This is a genomic window from Mycobacterium sp., assembly GCF_046095365.1.
Lineage (GTDB): Bacteria > Actinomycetota > Actinomycetes > Mycobacteriales > Mycobacteriaceae > Mycobacterium.
In genome coordinates this window covers 1-18,538 of sequence record NZ_JBJTJF010000164.1, presented here as the reverse complement: position 1 = coordinate 18,538, position 18,538 = coordinate 1, and the positions used below count along the sequence as shown (strand labels likewise).

Annotated in this window: 14 protein-coding genes and 4 pseudogenes; 9 read left to right on the top strand and 9 right to left on the bottom strand. The window is 68.8% G+C overall.

The features are described from left to right. Positions 1-25 precede the first annotated feature (25 nt). Together ACKOQ4_RS12630 and ACKOQ4_RS12625 are read right to left on the bottom strand one after the other, a co-directional pair. Entirely contained in the window at positions 26-472 is a 447-nt protein-coding gene (locus ACKOQ4_RS12630) for a nuclear transport factor 2 family protein (RefSeq protein ID WP_526292305.1), read from the bottom strand. A gap of 31 nt (positions 473-503) precedes the next feature. Continuing rightward, positions 504-704, bottom strand: a pseudogene (locus ACKOQ4_RS12625) (MBL fold metallo-hydrolase); the annotation flags it as partial. Between the two features lie 59 nt (positions 705-763). Between ACKOQ4_RS12625 and ACKOQ4_RS12620 the strand changes: the two are divergent. Next, positions 764-2,299 carry a PepSY domain-containing protein gene (locus tag ACKOQ4_RS12620; RefSeq protein ID WP_526292303.1) on the top strand — a complete coding sequence of 512 codons (1,536 nt, stop codon included), beginning with the start codon at positions 764-766 and terminating at the stop codon, positions 2,297-2,299. Positions 2,300-2,309: 10 nt separating this feature from the next. Here the strand turns inward: ACKOQ4_RS12620 and ACKOQ4_RS12615 are convergent. Continuing rightward, positions 2,310-2,497 (bottom strand): annotated as a pseudogene (locus ACKOQ4_RS12615) (MBL fold metallo-hydrolase); the annotation flags it as partial. 136 nt (positions 2,498-2,633) lie between these two features. On the opposite strand from ACKOQ4_RS12615, the gene ACKOQ4_RS12610 reads away from it, so the two are divergent. Further along, entirely contained in the window at positions 2,634-3,662 is a 1,029-nt protein-coding gene (locus ACKOQ4_RS12610; RefSeq protein WP_526292301.1) for a taurine ABC transporter substrate-binding protein, read from the top strand. 50 nt (positions 3,663-3,712) lie between these two features. On the opposite strand, the gene ACKOQ4_RS12605 is transcribed toward ACKOQ4_RS12610, so the two are convergent. Beyond that, complete coding sequence (locus ACKOQ4_RS12605; protein WP_526292299.1) at positions 3,713-4,390, bottom strand: MBL fold metallo-hydrolase; 678 nt, start codon at positions 4,388-4,390, stop codon at positions 3,713-3,715. Between the two features lie 46 nt (positions 4,391-4,436). On the opposite strand from ACKOQ4_RS12605, the pseudogene uvrA reads away from it, so the two are divergent. Continuing rightward, positions 4,437-7,329, top strand: a pseudogene (gene uvrA, locus ACKOQ4_RS12600) (excinuclease ABC subunit UvrA); the annotation flags it as partial. A 108-nt stretch (positions 7,330-7,437) separates the two neighbouring features. Then, entirely contained in the window at positions 7,438-8,022 is a 585-nt protein-coding gene (locus ACKOQ4_RS12595; protein ID WP_526292341.1) for a cyclic nucleotide-binding domain-containing protein, read from the top strand. Between the two features lie 11 nt (positions 8,023-8,033). Here ACKOQ4_RS12595 and ACKOQ4_RS12590 read toward each other — a convergent pair whose 3' ends face one another. From ACKOQ4_RS12590 to ACKOQ4_RS12575, 4 genes are all read right to left on the bottom strand, one after another. Next, complete coding sequence (locus tag ACKOQ4_RS12590; protein ID WP_526292297.1) at positions 8,034-8,342, bottom strand: hypothetical protein; 309 nt, start codon at positions 8,340-8,342, stop codon at positions 8,034-8,036. Positions 8,343-8,346: 4 nt separating this feature from the next. Beyond that, a complete protein-coding gene (locus tag ACKOQ4_RS12585) occupies positions 8,347-9,738 on the bottom strand; it encodes an alpha/beta hydrolase (RefSeq protein ID WP_526292339.1) in 1,392 nt (463 codons plus the stop codon). Positions 9,739-9,886: 148 nt separating this feature from the next. Then, positions 9,887-13,171 (bottom strand): bifunctional lysylphosphatidylglycerol synthetase/lysine--tRNA ligase LysX, encoded by a 3,285-nt coding sequence (lysX, locus tag ACKOQ4_RS12580; protein ID WP_526292295.1) that lies wholly within the window; start codon positions 13,169-13,171, stop codon positions 9,887-9,889. A 12-nt stretch (positions 13,172-13,183) separates the two neighbouring features. Then, positions 13,184-13,567, bottom strand: a complete 384-nt coding sequence (locus ACKOQ4_RS12575; protein WP_526292293.1) for a hypothetical protein — start codon at positions 13,565-13,567, stop codon at positions 13,184-13,186. A 310-nt stretch (positions 13,568-13,877) separates the two neighbouring features. On the opposite strand from ACKOQ4_RS12575, the pseudogene infC reads away from it, so the two are divergent. From infC to ACKOQ4_RS12555, 4 genes and pseudogenes are all read left to right on the top strand, one after another. Beyond that, a pseudogene (gene infC, locus ACKOQ4_RS12570) lies at positions 13,878-14,475 on the top strand (translation initiation factor IF-3); the annotation flags it as partial. A gap of 33 nt (positions 14,476-14,508) precedes the next feature. Continuing rightward, the gene (gene rpmI, locus ACKOQ4_RS12565; protein WP_526292337.1) at positions 14,509-14,703 is read left to right on the top strand and encodes a 50S ribosomal protein L35; all 195 of its coding nucleotides are present in this window, start codon (positions 14,509-14,511) and stop codon (positions 14,701-14,703) included. A gap of 52 nt (positions 14,704-14,755) precedes the next feature. Next, entirely contained in the window at positions 14,756-15,145 is a 390-nt protein-coding gene (rplT, locus tag ACKOQ4_RS12560) for a 50S ribosomal protein L20 (RefSeq protein WP_526292291.1), read from the top strand. Continuing rightward, positions 15,142-15,927 carry a TrmH family RNA methyltransferase gene (locus ACKOQ4_RS12555; protein WP_526292289.1) on the top strand — a complete coding sequence of 262 codons (786 nt, stop codon included), beginning with the start codon at positions 15,142-15,144 and terminating at the stop codon, positions 15,925-15,927. Before rplT ends, ACKOQ4_RS12555 begins: the two co-directional genes overlap by 4 nt. Positions 15,928-15,960: 33 nt before the next feature. Here the strand turns inward: ACKOQ4_RS12555 and ACKOQ4_RS12550 are convergent, their stop codons facing one another. Beyond that, positions 15,961-17,541, bottom strand: a complete 1,581-nt coding sequence (locus tag ACKOQ4_RS12550) for an FMN-binding glutamate synthase family protein (protein ID WP_526292287.1) — start codon at positions 17,539-17,541, stop codon at positions 15,961-15,963. Positions 17,542-17,680: 139 nt separating this feature from the next. On the opposite strand from ACKOQ4_RS12550, the gene ACKOQ4_RS12545 reads away from it, so the two are divergent. After that, the coding region (locus ACKOQ4_RS12545; RefSeq protein WP_526292285.1) for a phenylalanine--tRNA ligase subunit alpha at positions 17,681-18,538 on the top strand (858 nt) is incomplete at its 3' end.

The window sequence follows — 18,538 nt, the reverse complement described above, 5'->3', positions numbered from 1 at the left end:
TAGGCACAAGCCGCTGGATCTGGCTTCAGCCGCTGCCGACGTCGAGGCCCGGTGCGGGTGCACCGAGTGCCGCCGCTTGAGCGAGCGTCAGGTCAGGCATCAGCCGGGCAAGCAGCGGCACCCGATCGCCGTAGGCGCGCCCACGTAGAACACGGTCTCCACGCAAGGTCACGCAGTAGACCGTGCCCCACTCCAGAACTTCCCCTCCGGCGGGCCGACCGCTATTGCGGGCTTCAACGAAAACCGTGCCGTCGCGCTCAGCCCAACCGGCGATGTCGAAACGAAAATCCGGCACGCCTGCGAGGTAGGTGGTCATGTAAGCCCGGACTTGGTCACGGTGTAACGGAGCGGTCATGCCAGGATGCAGCACGGTTCCTTCCGCGGGATCGAAGAGGTCCTCGTACTTGTCCGGATCGGGTGCGTTGCCGAAGTCTGAGAATCGCTCGAGGAAGCTACTGACATCAGCCTTCATGCTGTTCACCGTACTGCGAGAACTCAGACCGTCACCATCCCCGCTCGCGCCACTCCGCCAGGCGAGGTCGTTCCTCACCCAAGACGGTGTCGTCGCCGTGGCCGGGGTAGACCACCGTGTCGTCTCCGTAGACCCCGAACACCAGGGTCTCCAGACCGGTCATGAGTGAGTCGAACTCCTCCGGAGTTGTTGTCCGCCCAGGGCCGCCGGGGAACCGCGCGGGGCCGGTGAACGGTATGAAAACCTGCTGCCCGGCTATTTCGGCTCACGGCTGTGCGAGACTATCGCCGTTTGAGTCAGGGAGGTCAACAGGTGGTCATCGTCGAGCGTGAGCAGCGTCGTGCGGGAGCAGCAGTGCTGCGCCGGATATGGCGGCTGCACTTCTGGGTCGGGCTTTGCGCGGCCCCCGCGTTGGTCATCCTGGCCTGCACCGGTCTGGTCATCCTGTACTCGCAGCCTCTAGACCTGTGGCTGAACCGGGACATGAAGGTGGTCTCCGCTACCAATGATCCGGTCTCATTGGATGTCCAGATCGCCGCTGCACGCGAGCACGTCGGCTCCGGCATGGTGCTGGACTCCGTCACGCCGCCGCAGGCGGCAGACCGCTCGACCCAGGTGGATTTCCTCCCGGCGGACGATTCCGGTGTCGGCGAACGCAACGTCACCCAAGTCTTCATCGACCCCAACACCGGTAATTACCTGGGCCATCGTCATGAACTGGACGGTCTGGTCGGTTGGGCCAACCAGTTGCACCGGTTCTTCGGCAACGACGGGCCGACCGTCTCGCTGCCGTCGCTGGGCCACTACATCGCACCGTCGTCGTATCCCGAACCGTCCATCAAGGTCGGGATCGGCAACCTCATCGTCGAGATGACGGCGGTCTGGATTGTGGTACTGGCCCTCAGTGGCATCTACCTGTGGTGGCCCCGCGCCATCGAAGGCGGCAAGCCGCGCTTGGCCGTCCGGTGGGCCAAGGGTGGCCGCATCCGGTGGCGGGACCTGCACGCCACCACCGGCATTCTGCTGTCGGTGGTGTTGATCTTTTACATCGTCACCGGCCTGACCTGGTCGCGGTACTGGGGCGAGAACTGGCGAGCCGTCGCCACCACCGTCACGCCCGCCGCCGAAATCGATGCTCCATCCACCCCCGCAAAGGTCGGCGACTTCGACCGGTTCGGTCACCACATCGCCTGGGCTGACAAAGACGACCCGGTCTACGGCTCCACCGCCACCACGCCGACACCCCGGCGGTTGGGCTTCGCCGAAATCGACCAGATCGCCAAGTCGGAGAACATGATCCCCGGCTACTCCATCGTGCCCCCGTCAGACACCCCCGCCGGACACCACGGAGGCGAGACCGTCTACGGCAGCTACACGGTGATCAACCACTGGCCCCAGAAGCTGTCCGAACAGCGAACGCTCTACCTCAACCAGTTCACCGGCCAGACCATCGTCAACGCCACCGCCGATCAGGACGGCACGCTGTCACGGGTCAGCAGTTGGGGCGTCAACACCCACATGGGCACCCAGTACGGCATCCTCACCCGCAGCCTGGCCACCGCCGCCTGCCTGGCACTGCTGACGAGCATCGTCTCCGCGACCCTGATGTGGTGGAATCGTCGGCCCGCCGGCAGTGCCGGTCTGCCGGGTGCGACCAGCGACACCATGCGGTCAAACACCCCACGCGGTGCCGTCGTTGCCGTCGGCGTCATCGCCGCCGCACTGGCCGCCGTCTACCCGTCCTTCGGCGTGAGCCTGATCGTCGTTCTCATCGCCGAGTTGATCCTGGCCGCTCGTCGTAGTCGGCAGAAGCAACCGTCCGACTGAGGTCTACCAGTCGCGCGCGCCACTTCGCCAGCCGGGGCCGTTCCTCACTCAAGGTGGTGTCGTCACCGTGGCCGGGGTAGACCACGGTGTCGTCGCCGCAGACCCCGAAGACCCGGCCTTCCAGGTCGCCATGAGCGACGTGAACTCTGTCAGATTTGTTGTCCGCCCAACTCCGTCCGGGAACAGGTGTTCGCCGGTCACTGGCCCTCGCACGTCCTTGTAGGAGGTGTCCAGCCGGTCGGAGAGATACGGCGTGATGTTGCACCCTGCCACACCGTGATAGACGGTAGGCTGCGCGCCGTAGAGCTTCGGGCGGCCCGCTTGGAGGGGGAGTGTGCAGATACCAACACTGGCAACGCTGGCCGCCATCGCCATAACGGCGCTATCCGGTTGCACCGTCGACCATTCAAAGCCCGGGGCGGTCAAGCCGACGATACGGATCGGCTACCAGACGTTCCCCAGCGGAGATCTGATCGTCAAGCACAACGGCTGGCTGGAAGAGGCACTGCCGGAGTACAACATCACATGGACCAAGTTCGACTCCGGGGCCGAGGTCAACAAGGCATTCGTCGCCAAGCAGATCGACTTCGGTGCGCTCGGATCCAGCCCTGTCGCCCGCGGACTATCGGCCCCTTTGAACATCCCCTACAGCGTCGTCTTCATCCTCAGCGTGGCCGGGGACAACGAAGCGCTCGTGGCGCGCGATAACTCCGGTATCGAGTCCGTCTCCGACCTTCGGGGAAAGCGGATCGCCACCCCGTTCGGCTCGACCGCGCACTACAGTCTCCTGGCGGCACTGGCCCAGAAAGGGCTGTCCGCCAGCGATGTTCAACTGGTAGACCTGCAGCCCCAAGCAATTGTGACCGCCTGGGAACGCGGCGATATCGCGGCTGCCTACACCTGGCTCCCAACGCTGGAACAATTAGAGAAGAACGGCAAGGTCCTGATCAGCAGCCGCGAGATCTCCTTCATCGGCAAACCCAGCCTGGACCTGGTAGCGGTGTCGAACTCATTCGCCGAGGACAACGCGATTGCTGTCGACATCTGGCGCCAGCAGCAGGCGCGGGCGCTCAACGAGATCGCGTATGACCCTGTCGACGCGGCAAAGGCGATCGCCGCCGAGATCGCGCTCACGCCCGGCGTGGTGGAACGGCAATTGGAGAAGACGGCGTTCCTCAGACCGGATCAGGTGGCCTCGTCGACTTGGCTGGGCACCGACGGCAATCCCGGCAAACTCGCGATCCAACTGCAGAGCACGTCTCAGTTCCTGGCCGAACAGAATCAGATCCCTGCCGCGGCGCCGCTGTCGGTGTTCGAGAATGCTCTCTATACGAGGGGATTGCCAAAGGTCCTCAGCCCTTAACCCTGCCGTGGAGCTGGTCGAACCCCATCGGCGGCCCGGGGACTGGCCGCTTACCAGCCGCGCGTCCGCCACTCCGCCAGGCGAGGTCGTTCCTCACCCAAGACGGTGTCGTCGCCGTGGCCGGGGTAGACCACGGTGTCGTCGCCGTAGACGTCGAACACCAGGGTCTCCAGACCGGTCATGAGTGAGTCGAACTCCTCCGGATTTGTTGTCCGCCCAGGACCGCCCGGGAACAGGCAGTCTCCGGTGAACAGCTGAACGGCGGTTCGCCCGCCGGCGGGCCGCAGAGCAAGCGCGACCGAGCCCGGGGTGTGGCCGCGCAGGTGGATCACGTCGAACACGAGATCCCCGAGTTGCAGGACGTCCCCGCCGGCCAGCAACCGCTCCGGGGGGATCGGCAGCGGTTCGGCGTCCAATTCGTGGGCGGCCGTCGGCGCCCCGGTGGCCCCGGCCACCGCCGCCAGCGCCTGCCAGTGGTCGAAGTGCTGGTGGGTGGTGACGATCATGGCCAGTTTGGGGGCCTGCTCGCCCACCAGGCCCACCAGCAGATCCGCGTCGTTGGCGGCGTCGATCAGCAGCGACTCGCCGGTCTCGGCGCAGGTCACCAGGTAGGCGTTGTTGTCCATCGGGCCCACCGACATCTTGATGATGCTCACCCCCGGCAGGATGCGCCGGGCGGCGGCCCGGGACTCGACATGGCCGGTGTAGCTCTCCGCGACTTCGGTCATGCCGCCCAGGTTAGTGCCCGCCGGCACCCGCACATAGCATGGGCGCGTGGACCGGTTGATCGTCAAGGGCGCGCGCGAGCACAACCTCCGCAGCATCGACCTCGACCTGCCCCGGGACGCCCTGATCGTCTTCACCGGACTGTCCGGATCGGGCAAATCCTCGTTGGCCTTCGACACCATCTTCGCCGAGGGCCAGCGCCGCTACGTCGAGTCGCTGAGCGCCTACGCCCGCCAGTTCCTCGGCCAGATGGACAAGCCCGACGTCGACTTCATCGAGGGCCTCTCGCCGGCGGTGTCCATCGACCAGAAGTCCACCAACCGCAACCCGCGCTCCACCGTCGGCACCATCACCGAGGTCTACGATTACCTGCGCCTGCTCTACGCCCGGGCCGGCACCCCGCACTGCCCGGTGTGCGGGGAACGCATCGCCCGGCAGACCCCGCAGCAGATCGTCGACCAGGTGCTGGCGATGGAGGAGGGCGTCCGGTTCCAGGTGCTCGCCCCGGTGGTGCGTACCCGCAAGGGCGAGTTCGTCGACCTCTTCGACAAGCTCAACACCCAGGGTTACAGCCGGGTCCGGGTGGACGGCGTGGTGTACCCGCTCACCGAGCCGCCGAAGCTGAAGAAGCAGGAGAAGCACGACATCGAGGTGGTCATCGACCGTCTGACGGTGAAGGCCGCCGCCAAGCAGCGGCTCACCGACTCGGTGGAGACCGCGCTCGGTCTGGCCGACGGCATCGTGGTGCTGGATTTCGTCGACCGCGACGAACACGACCCGCACCGCGAGCAGCGTTTCAGCGAGAAGCTGGCCTGCCCCAACGCCCATCCGCTGGCGGTCGACGACCTTGAGCCGCGGTCGTTTTCGTTCAACTCGCCCTACGGGGCCTGTCCGGAGTGCAGCGGGCTGGGCATCCGCAAGGAGGTCGACCCGGACCTGGTGGTGCCCGACCCGGACCTCACCCTGGCCGACGGCGCGGTGGCCCCGTGGTCCATGGGCCACAATTCCGACTACTTCGTCCGCATGATGGCCGGCCTGGGCGAGGCGCTGGGCTTCGACGTCGACACCCCGTGGCGCCGGCTTCCGGCGAAAGCGCGCAAGGCGATCCTGGAGGGCTGCGACGAGCAGGTGCACGTGCGCTACCGCAACCGCTACGGGCGCACCCGCTCCTACTACGCCGACTTCGAGGGCGTCATGGCGTTCCTGCAGCGCCGGATGGACCAGACCGACTCGGAACTGATGAAGGAGCGCTACGAGGGCTTCATGCGCGACGTGCCGTGCCCGGAGTGTGACGGCACCCGACTGAAGCCGGAGATCCTCGCGGTCACCCTCGCCGCCGGAGCCCGCGGCAGGAAGTCCATCGCCGAGGTCTGCGAGCTGTCCATCGCCGACTGCTCGGAGTTCCTTCGCGAGCTCACCCTGGGCACCCGCGAGGCGGCCATCGCCGGGCAGGTGCTCAAGGAGGTGCAGTCCCGGCTCGGTTTCCTGCTCGACGTCGGCCTGGACTACCTGACCCTGAGTCGCGCGGCCGGCACCCTGTCCGGCGGTGAGGCCCAACGCATCCGGCTGGCCACCCAGATCGGTTCCGGGCTGGTCGGCGTGCTCTACGTCCTCGACGAGCCGTCCATCGGCCTGCACCAGCGCGACAACCGCCGCCTCATCGAAACCCTCACCCGCCTAAGGGATCTCGGTAATACGCTGATCGTCGTCGAGCACGACGAGGACACCATCGCCCACGCCGACTGGATCGTCGACATCGGTCCGGCCGCCGGCGAGCACGGCGGCCGGGTGGTGCACAGCGGCCCGTACGCCGAGCTGCTGGCCAATCCGAACTCGATCACCGGGGCCTACCTGGCGGGCAAGCAGAGCATCGAGGTCCCCGCCATCCGCCGGCCCGTCGACCGTAAGCGCCAGCTCACCGTCGTCGGCGCCCGGGAACACAACCTGCGCGCCATCGACGTGTCGTTCCCGCTCGGGGTGCTCACCTCGGTGACCGGGGTGTCCGGGTCGGGAAAGTCCACTCTCGTCAACGACATCCTGGCGAGCGTGCTGGCCAACAAGCTCAACGGCGCCCGGTTGGTGCCCGGCCGGCACACCCGGGTCAGCGGGCTCGACCAGGTCGACAAGCTGGTGCGGGTGGACCAGTCGCCGATCGGGCGCACCCCGCGCTCCAATCCGGCCACCTACACCGGGGTGTTCGACAAGATCCGAAGCCTGTTCGCCGCCACCACCGAGGCCAAGGTCCGCGGCTACCAGCCCGGCCGGTTCTCGTTCAACGTCAAAGGCGGCCGCTGCGAGGCCTGTTCGGGCGACGGCACCATCAAGATCGAGATGAACTTCCTGCCCGACGTCTACGTGCCTTGCGAGGTGTGTCAGGGCGCGCGCTACAACCGCGAGACCCTCGAGGTGCACTACAAGGGCAAGACGATCTCCGAGGTGCTGGACATGTCCATCGAGGACGCCTGCGAGTTCTTCGAGCCGATCAGCGCCATCCACCGCTATCTGAGGACCCTGGTCGACGTCGGCCTCGGCTATGTGCGGCTGGGCCAGCCCGCGCCGACGCTGTCCGGGGGAGAGGCGCAGCGGGTCAAGCTCGCCGCGGAGTTGCAGAAGCGCTCGACCGGCCGCACCGTCTACATCCTGGACGAGCCCACCACCGGCCTGCACTTCGAGGACATCCGCAAACTGCTCAGGGTCATCAACGGGCTTGTCGACAAGGGCAACTCGGTCATCGTCATCGAGCACAACCTGGACGTCATCAAGACCTCCGACTGGGTCATCGACATGGGGCCCGAGGGTGGCTCCGGGGGCGGCACGGTGGTCGCCCAGGGCACCCCGGAGCACGTCGCCGCGAACGCGGACAGCTACACCGGGATGTTCCTGTCCAAACTCATCGCTCCGCCGGCGGTCAGCGGCAGGGCGGCGAAGAGGCCGGCGAAGAACGGCAGGCCCGTCGCCCGGGCCGCGAACGCCAGACGCTAGGCCGCACCGGCGGACCCGCCGGTGGGTTCGCCGTTTGGCGGCACCCGGGACGGGCTACGATCCGGGAATGAAGAAGGAAGCGCAGGAACACGAGCAGGACGACGTCCGCCGGCTTCAGGAGCTGCCGGCCTTCGCCAAATTCTCCAAGCGCGATCTGGAGCGGTTGCTCAGCGTCGCGCAGCACAGCTCGCACACCAAGCCGTGGCCGCTGATCCAAGAGCAGACTCCCTCCGAGGACGCCTTCATCCTGCTCAGCGGAGAGGTGGGTGTCTACGTCGGTGACGACCGCGTCGCCGTGCTGGGGCCCGGTGAGGTGATCGGCGAGTCCGCGATCCGCCAGGGCACGTTGCGGTCGGCCACGGTCACGACTATCGGCCCGTCCGAGGTGCTGCGGATCGAGCGCGACGACCTGACCCGCCTGCTCGGCGAGATACCCGCCCTGCGCGAGGCCATCGACGCCGTTGCAGCCAAACACGTCTCGGCGGCCCCGCCGGCGAAGCCGTCGAAACCCGAACGCGTCAAAGTGAACGCGTCGGTTCCGCCCGAGCTGGCCGAGCGGTTCGAGCATGCCGCCGCCTCAGCGGGCGTCAGTGTCGCGGCCGCACTCGAGGATGCGCTGACCGGATGGATCAGCCGGAACGCTAAGGGCTAGCCGGACCCGGCTCAGTCGGCCTTGCGCATGGAGGCGCGGATCTCGTCGAGTTTGTCCGCGGCCGCCTTCTGCACCTCGTCGTAGCGCTGGGCCGCGCTGCGCGCCTCGGGGGTTTCCTCGGCCAGTTCGGTTGCGCCCAGCGCGGTTCCGTACCGGGTCTCGATCTTCTCCCGGACTCCCTCCAGGGTCGGCACGCCGTCGGCGGTGTAGCCGGTGTCCGGCTCCGCGGCGGTCACCGGGGGAGGTGTCGCGTGGGCTTTCGGGGCCTGCGGTTCGGTTGCGGCCGGATTCGCGGTCTCGGGCGCGTCGTCGTCGTTCATGGGCTCACCGTTCCCCTTCGGGCCGTTGACCTTCCGCGGCGATGGTCACACCGTCGGGCCGGCCGGAGGTTCCCGGTAGTCCGACGTCCGGCACATCCGGCGTGCCGACCTGGGAAGCCAGCCAGGGCAGCGCCGCGGCGAACGCCTTGGCCGCGAAAGGCCAGTCGTGCTTGCCGGGCAGCGGCACCACCGCGCAGTCGATGTCGACGGTGCTGCCCAGCCGGCACAGTGTCCGGGCCGCCGCGGTGGGATTGCTCCCGGGGGCGCGCTCGGCCGGCTCGTCCTGCAGCGCCACCCCGGATATCGCCGGGTTGTTGCCGGGCTCGGACACCGCGAACCAGCCCGCCACGCCCTCGTACGGGCCGTGCCGCTCCATCACTGTCGCCGGGTCCCAGTCGTCCCACGCCGCGGCGTCGCCGCCGAACAGGCGCTCGATGGTCTGCGCCTTGGTGCCGGCATTGGGGGCCAGGTCGCCGTCGATGTTGAGGAAGGTGCTGAACAGCTCCGGGTATTTCAGCGCCAGGTTCAGCGCGCAGGTGCCGCCCGACGACCACCCCACCGCACCCCAGCCGGCCGGGTCGTCGGTGACGCCGAAGTGCGCCACCATGTAGGGCACCACGTCAAGGGTGAGATGGTCGGCGGCGTTGCCGCGCACGCCGTTGACGCACTCGGTGTCGTTGTTGAACGCGCCCCCGGAGTCGGCGAACACGAAGACCGGCGCGTTGCCGCCGTTCTTCGCGGCGAACTCGTCGATGGTCGTCACCGCGTTCGCCGACCGGATCCAGTCGGCGGCGGTGTTGAACTGCCCGCCGATCATCATCACCACGGGCAGCGCGGGCGGGGGATTGCTGGCGAAGTAGGCCGGTGGCAGATACACCAGCTCGCCGCGGTGCTTGAACTTCGACGCCGTCGACGGGATGTCCACGGGCACAACCTTGCCCCTGGCCGGGATAGTCTGGCTGGCAAGCATTTCGGCGACCGTCGCGCGATCGGTCTGGCCCGGCAGCGGTCCGCCGGTCAGCTGGCCCCAGGCGGTCTGCACGGTCGGGAAGTACCCGACCCACAGGTTCAGCATGAGACCGGCGCTCAGAGCCGTCATCGGGATCGCCAGCAACGACACCCCGCGCCGCCGCCACCCGGCCGATCGCCAGCCCAGCACGGCCACGCCGAGAGCCGTCCCGGTCAGTGCCACCCAGACCCACAGCGGCTGCGGCGCCGGTTCCCCGGACAGCCCGTTGGAGGCGATCTGCCAGTGCGTGACCCACACCAGGACGAGGCCGCACGCGACCGCTGCGGGCAGCCCGACCAGCCGCCAGCGGCGGTTGCGCCACCCGATCGCGAGCACCAGCAGCACACCGGCCAGGACCTGGACTGCCAGCGGCAGCCAGCCGTGCATCAGCGAAATGTGGTCTCGGAACAAGCCGATCGGCTCGGCCAGCACCGTGGCGTCAACCCTGGGGGGTGTCACGCCGACCATCGTGACCCAGCTTTCTGAAAAAGGTTGCCCGAACGTGCCCCGAGCCGCGCGGCCCGACCCGCTCAGACTACCGCGGCTTGGCCAGCGGGAAGGGTAGCGTCTCGCGGATACTCCGGCCGGTGATCAGCATGACCACCCGGTCGACGCCGACGCCCAGACCGCCGGTCGGGGGCATCGCGTACTCCATCGCCTGCAGGAAGTCCTCGTCGATCTCCATCGCCTCCGGGTCGCCCCCGGCGGCGAGCATCGACTGCGCCTCGAGCCGGTGGCGCTGCTCGACCGGGTCGGTCAGCTCGCTGTAGGCGGTGCCGAGTTCCACCCCCCAGGCCACCAGGTCCCAGCGTTCGGCCAGCCCGGCACGGCTTCGGTGCGGACGGGTCAGCGGCGACACCGAGGAAGGAAAGTCGATGTAGAACGTCGGAGCCTCGGTGCGCTCCTCGACCAGGCGCTCGTACAGCTCCAGCACCACCGCACCGGCGTCCCAGTGCCGCAGGTAGGGCACCCCGGCGTCGTCGCACAGCCGGCGCAGGGTGTCCAGGTCGGTGTCTGGGTCGACCTGCCGGCCCAGCGCCTCGGAGACCGCGTCGTGCACGGTGCGCACCGGCCACTGCCCGGAGATGTCCACCGGCTCGGGGTCCCCGCCCGGCCCGGGCCGCATCACCACCGCCGCGCCGTTCGCCGCGATCGCCGCGTTCTGGATGAGCTCGCGGCAGCCGTCGATCCACACCCGGTAGTCGGCGTGCGCCTGGTAGGCCTCCAACAGGGTGAACTCCGGGTTGTGGCTGAAGTCCACGCCCTCGTTGCGGAACGCCCGGCCGAGTTCGAAGACGCGCTCCACCCCGCCGACGCACAGCCGCTTCAGGTAGAGCTCCGGTGCGATGCGCAGGTAGAGGTCGAGGTCGTAGGCGTTGATGTGGGTCTGGAACGGACGGGCGTTGGCGCCGCCGTGGATCTGCTGCAGGATCGGCGTCTCGACTTCGACGAATCCCCTGGCGAACAGGGTGTCGCGCAGCGACCGCAGGATGTCGCTGCGGGCCCGGATCAGGTCCCGGGCGACCGGGTTGACCACCAGGTCCACCGACCGGGACCGCACCCTGGCCTCGGGGTCGGACAGACCCTTCCACTTGTCGGGCAGCGGTCGCAGGCACTTGCCGAGCAGCCGCCACCGGTTGACCAGTACCGAGCGGGTTCCGTTGTGGCTGTATCCCATTCGGCCGGATGCCTCGATCAGGTCGCCGCGGTCGACCTCGGCGAAGTCGGGGGCGTCGTCGTCGAGGCCGGAGGACTCCAGCAGCAGCTGGACGTCGCCGGACCAGTCCCGCAGCGTCGCGAAGGTCACCCCGCCGTAGTCCCGGCTGCGCAGCACGCGCCCGGCCACCACGACCGGGGTGTCGTCGTCGGCGGCGACCGCGGCGGCGACGGTGTGGCTGGGCGGGCTGCCCACCGGGTAGGCGTCCACCCCGCGCTCCTGCAGCGCCTGCAGCTTGGCCATCCGGACCCGGACCTGCTCGGGCACCCTCGGCTCGGCCGACCCGTCGTCGGGTTCGCCGGCCGGTGCGGCGACGGCCTCGCTCCCGTCGGTGAGCTCGGTCAGGCCGTGCGGCACCGCCGAGTGGTGCCCGGTGTGCTGTTTGGCGCGCCGCGAGAACGGCAGGACCAGGAACCCCTCGGCGATCACCGATGCCACGCCCACCCGCGGTATCAGCCGGGTGTCCTCGTAGCAGGCGAACCGCGGCACCCACTGCGGCTGGTATTTCATGTTCGAGCGGTACAGCGTCTCCAACTGCCACCAGCGCGAGAAGAACACCAGCAGTGCCCGCCACAGCCTGGCGACCGGTCCCGCGCCCAGTCGCGCGCCCTCCTCGAAGGCCGACCGGAACATCGCGAAGTTCAGCGAAACCCGGCTCACCCCGATGGTGTCGGCCTGCTGTAGCAGCTCGCTGACCATCAGTTCGACCGTGCCGTTCGGCGAGCGCCGGGATCTGCGCATCAGGTCCAGCGACAGCCCGCTGGTTCCCCACGGCACGAACGAGAGCATTCCCAGCACGTTGTCCCCGTCGGCGGCGTCGACGGCCTCGACCAGCAGGCAGTCGCCGTCGGCGGGGTCGCCCAGCCGGCCCAGTGCCATCGAGAAGCCGCGCTCGGTCTCGGTGTCGCGCCAGGCGTCGGCGCGTTTGATCACATCCGCCATCTCCGCGGCGCTGAGTTCGCGGTGCCGGCGCATCCGCACCGTCAGCCCGGCCCGCCGGGCCCGCGTCACCGCCTGCCGCACCCCCTTCATCTCGGCCCCGGACAGCCGGAACTTGTCGGGGTAGAGGATCGCCTCGTCGCCGAGTTGCAGGGCGCTCAGGCCGGCTTCCCGGTATGCCTGTGCCCCGGTCGAGCTGGCGCCCATCACCCCGGGCGCCCAACCGTAGTCCTCGCACCGCTGCAGCCACGCCCCGATCGCCTGGGCCCAGAATCGCGGATCGCCGACGGGGTCGCCGCTGGCCAGGCACACGCCGACTTCGACGCGGTAGGTGACGGCGGCGCGGCCGTTGGGCGCGAAGATCACCGACTTGTCCCGGCGGGTGGCGAAATAGCCCAGGGAGTCGTTCTTGCCCCAGACCTCCAGCAGCGAACGGATCGCCACCTCGTCCTCGCCGGTCAGTGCGTTCTCCGCCCGCTGGGACTGGAACAGCACGACGGCGGCGGCCATCAGCGCCAGCGCCCCGAACAGACCGAGCAGCGCGTTGACCGGAACCTGCGGCTTGCCGACGAAGAAGTCCGGCGGCGCGACCGCGAAGCCGCTGACCCGGTTTATCGCATAGAGCAGATGATCGCCTTGCAGCGACCCCGGGAAAAGCCTGAGCAGGATCCAGCCGAGCAGGATGCCGAGCAGGTTGCCGGCCACCAGAACGGCGGCGGCCTTGAGCAGCGCCCCGCGGCGCACCTTGGCGCCGAACTCCCGATAGGCCAGCACCAGCACCGCGATGGCGGCGATGTGGACGGTCAGGCCGAGGAACTCCCCGACGTCTTCCAGGCGCGTCCCGTCGCGGTCGAACAGCGCGGCGACGTCGAGCACGACGGCCAGCGCCAGGTTGAGCACCAGCACCCACCACGCGATGCGCTTGCGGGCGGCCAGTGCGCCCGCCATCACCGCCAGGGCGAACGCCCAGGCGAAGCTGGTGTCGGGGAAGTTGAACAGGTACCGGTCGATGAACTCCCGCGGCACCTTGGTCAGGTGCCGGACGGTGGGTGAGACGCTGGAGAGCAGCGAGGCGGTGGCGATGACGCCCAGAACCCAGCCCGCCGCGGCCGGCACCCAACCGAATCCGGTCCGGGTCCGGGGTCTGCTGATCGTGGCCGTCATAAGCCAGAAAGACTATTCGCTGGACCGCAAATTCCTCACCGAACCACCGCCGGTGTACTGCTCGCCCGGTCCGCGCCCTGGTTCGTCGGGCATCGCGCTGGCCTCCCGGAAGGCCAGCTGCAGGCTGCGCAGCCCGTCCCGCATCGGGCCGGCGTGTGGCCCCAGGAATCCCGCGCAGCCGTCGAGCAGGCCGGCATAGGCGTTGATCAGCCGGCGCGCCTCGTCGAGGTCTCGGTTTTCGCTGACCTGCGGATCTGGGTCGGCCAGTCCGATTTTCTCGGCGGCCGCGCTCATCAGCATCACCGCGGCGCGGCCGATCACCTCGATGGCGGGGACGTCGGCCAGGTCGCGGTGCCGCGCACCGGTCCGGCCTGCGGTGCCAGGGTTATCCGTCATGGCTGATAGACTGGCATGCACGACCGTCCCGGCGTACGCCAGGACAGCAAGTGGAGTCCCACTCCCACCGTCGGCCGCAGGAGAAATCAGCAGGCTGGGCGGTCCGGTCGCGAGTGCCCCCGGGCATTCGTTCCGCGGTCTGTCCGCGGACGGCTCACGCCGTGACCGGTCGGCAATGGGCCCTGCTGCGCGCAGGGCCCTTCTGTTCGAGTGAACAGAGTGCTGGTGGGGGGCGTTCTTCTCCCGATGCGTCCTGCGGCGTTTCGCCGGCGTCGGCCGGATGAAGATGAAAACCGACCAGGGAGGCCCCATCAGCACTGAGACCCGCGTCAACGAGCGTATCCGCGTACCTGAAGTCCGGCTGATCGGACCAGGCGGAGAGCAGGTTGGAATCGTGCGTATCGAGGACGCTCTCCGCGTCGCCGCGGATGCCGACCTCGACCTTGTCGAAGTGGCCCCGGACGCCAAGCCGCCGGTGTGCAAGATCATGGACTACGGCAAGTTCAAGTACGAGACGGCTCAGAAGGCGCGCGAGTCTCGCAAGAACCAGCAGCAGACCGTCGTCAAGGAACAGAAACTTCGCCCCAAGATCGACCCGCACGACTACGAGACCAAGAAGGGTCACGTGATCCGCTTCCTGGAGGCCGGGTCGAAGGTCAAGGTGACGATCATGTTCCGCGGACGCGAGCAGTCCCGGCCCGAACTCGGGTACCGGCTGCTGCAGCGGCTCGGCGCCGACGTCGCCGACTACGGCTTCGTCGAGACGACCGCCAAGCAGGACGGCCGCAACATGACGATGGTGCTGGCTCCGCACCGCGGCGCGAAAACCCGCGCCCGAGCGGCCGAACAGGCGGTGGCCGGCCCGGCCCAGCCGCTTGCCAGAGCCGAAGCCGACGGCGAAGCCGTCATCGAACAGAACTGACCGAGAGGAACACCAGGACATGCCCAAGGCCAAGACCCACAGCGGAGCCAGCAAGCGTTTCCGGCGCACCGGCACCGGAAAGATCGTGCGGCAGAAGGCGAACCGCCGCCACCTGCTCGAGCACAAGTCGTCCCGCCGCACTCGTCGCCTGGACGGCCGGACCGTCGTCGCCGAGAACGACACCAAGCGTGTCAACAAGATGCTCAAGGGCTGACGTCGACCGTCGCTGACCTGACCTACGAACCCAACGAGAAGGGGAAGATCCCATGGCCCGCGTGAAACGCGCAGTCAACGCCCAGAAGAAGCGGCGCACCATCCTCAAGGCGTCCAAGGGCTACCGCGGCCAGCGGTCGCGGCTGTACCGCAAAGCCAAAGAGCAGCAGCTGCATTCGCTGACCTACGCCTACCGCGACCGGCGTGCCCGCAAGGGCGAATTCCGCAAGTTGTGGATCGCCCGGATCAACGCCGCGGCCCGCGCCAACGGCATCACCTACAACCGGCTCATCCAGGGTCTCAAGGCCGCCGGCGTGGAGGTCGACCGCAAGAACCTCTCCGAGATCGCGATCAGCGACCCGGCGGCCTTCACCGCACTCGTCGAGGCGGCCCGCGCCGCTCTGCCGGAGGATGTGAACGCCCCGTCCGGTGAGGCTGCGTGACGGCTCCGCTCACTGAGCGGTCCACCACGGTCACCGACGCGGTCAGACTTCACCGCCGGTCGGGGCGTGCCGCCGCGGGCCGGTTCCTCGCGGAGGGGCCGAACCTCGTCGAGGCGGCCGCGCGGTGCGGTCTCGTCGAGCGGGTCTTCGCCACCGAGGCGGCGGCCGCACGGCACGCCGGCATCCTGCACGGGCACGCCGTCACGGCGGTGACCGAGCGGGCGATGAAGTCGCTGTCGGAGACCGTCACGCCGGCCGGACTGGTGGCGGTCTGTGCCATCCCGGCCCATGACCTGGACGCGGTGCTGGCCCGGACTCCTGCGCTGATCGCCGTCGGCGCCGAGGTCTCCGATCCCGGCAACGCCGGAACCCTGATCCGGCTGGCCGACGCGATGGGCGCCGGCGCGGTGGTCTTCGCCGGCGACGCGGTGGACCCCTACAACGGCAAGTGCGTGCGCTCCTCGGCCGGCAGCATCTTCTCCGTTCCGGTGGTGCTGCACCCCGATGCCGCCGGCCTGATAGACAGGCTGCGCTCCGCGGGCCTGCAGGTCCTGGCGACCACGCTGGACGGCGAACTGTGCCTCGACGACACCGACGCGCTGCTGGGCGCGCCCACCGCCTGGGTGTTCGGCGGGGAGGCCCGCGGCCTTGCCGGTTCCGTCGCGGCCCGCGCCGATCACCGGGTGGTCATCCCGATGTCGGGAGACGTCGACAGCCTGAATGTGGCGGTGGCAGCCGCAATTTGCCTCTACCAGAGCGCGCGGGCCCAGCGCCGGCGGTAGCCGCCGGGTTCGCGCCGAGATACCGGGCGCGGCCTACACGAACTCCTCGGCCGAAGCCTCGATCCAGTCCGACAGCCAGGTCTCCGGCGGGCTCTCCAGCAACTCGCCGGGCATCAGCCACTCGTAGATCTCGGCGTAGGTGCGGCTGTGCGAGCTGTCGATGCGGCGGTTGAGCATCGACGGCGTCAGCTCGGAGAAGCTCTCCAGGCCCATCGAGGCCACCATCTGTGCGGCGCTGCCGACCACCGCCTTCTGGAAGTTGGCCACCCGGTCGATCTTGTCCGGCACGTCCAGCGCCCTGGCCAATCCCGGGTCCTGGGTGGCCACTCCCGTCGGGCAGCGGTTGGTGTGGCACTTCATCGCCTGGATGCAGCCGACGGCGAACATCATCGCCCGGGCCGCGAGGGTGAAGTCGGCGCCCTGGATGACGCGCTGCACCACATCGAATCCGTTGGTGACCTTGCCCGACGCACCCACCTTGATGTGCTCGCGCAGTCCGGTTCCGACGAGGCAGTTCTGCACCATCATCAGCCCCTCGGTGAGGGGCATGCCGACGTGGTCGACGAATTCCTGTGGGGCGGCGCCGGTTCCGCCCTCGGCGCCGTCGACGATGATGAAGTCCGGTGTTATGCCGGTCCGGATCATCGCCTTGCAGATGGACAGGAACTCGGTGCGGGCGCCGGCGCAGAGCTTGAAACCGACCGGTTTGCCATCCGACAGGCTGCGCAGCGTGGCGATGAAGTGCATCAGTTCCAGCGGGGTGTGGAAGGCGGTGTGCGCCGGAGGGGAGACCACCGTCTGGCCGACCGGCACGCCGCGGGTCTCGGCGATCTCCGGGGTCACCTTGGCGCCGGGCAGCACGCCGCCCAGGCCGGGCTTGGCGCCCTGGGACAGTTTGATCGAGATGGCCTTGACCGACGGCAGCGCCGCCTTGTCCTTGAACTTCTCGGCGTCGAAGTGCCCGTCGGGGGTCCGGCAGCCGAAATAGCCCGAGCCGATCTCCCAGATCAGATCCCCTCCGTGCTTGAGGTGGTACGGGCTGATCGCGCCCTCGCCGCTGTCATGGGCGAATCCGCCCCTGGCGGCGCCGCCGTTGAGCGCCTCGATGGCGTTTCCGGACAGCGCTCCGAAGCTCATCGCCGAAACGTTGAGCAGGGCGATGTCGTAGGGCTTGGTGCAGTCCGGACCGCCGAGGCGAACGCGGGGGGTGAGGTCGGTGGCGATCCTCGCCCGCAGCGAGTGCCGCAGGAATTCGTAGCCGACCTCGTTGACGTTGCGTTCGGTGCCGAACGGCTCGTCTCCCTTGATGCCCTTGGACCGCCGGTACACCGCGTCGCGGGTCTCCCGGTCGAAGGGCGCGCCGTCGGTGTTCGACTCGACGAAGTACTGGTAGATCTCCGGGCGGATGCGTTCGGCGAGCCACCGGGCGTGGCCGAGAACGGGGTAGGCCCGCAGGATGGAGTGCCCCGTCTGCACCAGATCCCAGGTGCCCAGACCGGCCACGGCGGCCAGCAGTGCCGCGACGATCCACCACCCGCCGTTCAGTTTGAGCGCCAGCACCGCCACGGCGCCGGCTGCGGCCCACACCGCCCCGATGATGAGTGCTCTCAGCATTTGCCGTCCTCCGCCTCGACCAGCGGGAGAATTGCCCGCGAGGCGTCATTCTGGCATCACCTATGATCTTTCGGTCGGCACTTGCGCAACACCCGTGCCCGGCAAAAACACCAGGCCAGCCGAAGGAGAGTCTGCGCGCGTGGGTGGACAACCCGGGGATCTGTCGCAGGACGCGCTGGCCACCGCCGTCGACGCGGCACGCGGGGCGTTCGACGCCGCCGCGGACCTCGACGCGCTGTCGAGGGCCAAGACCGAGCATCTGGGTGACCGGGCTCCGCTGGCCCTGGCCCGCCAGGCGCTGGCCGGGCTGCCCGCCGACCAGCGGGCCGACGCGGGGAGGAGGGTCAACGAGGCGCGTGCCCGGGCCCAGTCCGCTTTCGACGAACGGCTCGCCGCGCTGCGCGCCGAACGGGACGCGGCAGTGCTGGTCGCCGAGACCATCGACGTAACCCTGCCGTCGGGCCGGCAGCCCGTCGGGGCGCGTCACCCCATCACGATCCTGGCCGAGCACATCGCCGACACCTTCGTGGCGATGGGATGGGAACTGGCCGAGGGCCCCGAGGTGGAAAGCGAGCAGTTCAACTTCGACGCGCTGAACTTCCCACCCGACCATCCGGCTCGCAGCGAGTCCGACACCTTCCACATCGCGCCCGAGGGCTCTCGGCAGCTGTTGCGCACCCACACCTCGCCGGTACAGGTCCGCACCCTGCTGAGCCGCGATCTGCCGGTCTACGTCATCTCCATCGGCCGCACCTTCCGCACCGACGAACTGGACTCCACCCACACCCCGGTGTTCCACCAGGTGGAGGGGCTCGCGGTCGACCGCGGACTGACCATGGCCCATCTGCGCGGAACGCTGGACGCGTTCGCCCGATCGGAATTCGGTCCGGACGCCCGCACCCGGATGCGGCCGCACTTCTTCCCGTTCACCGAGCCGTCGGCCGAGGTGGACATCTGGTTTCCCGACAAGAAGGGCGGACCCGGCTGGGTCGAGTGG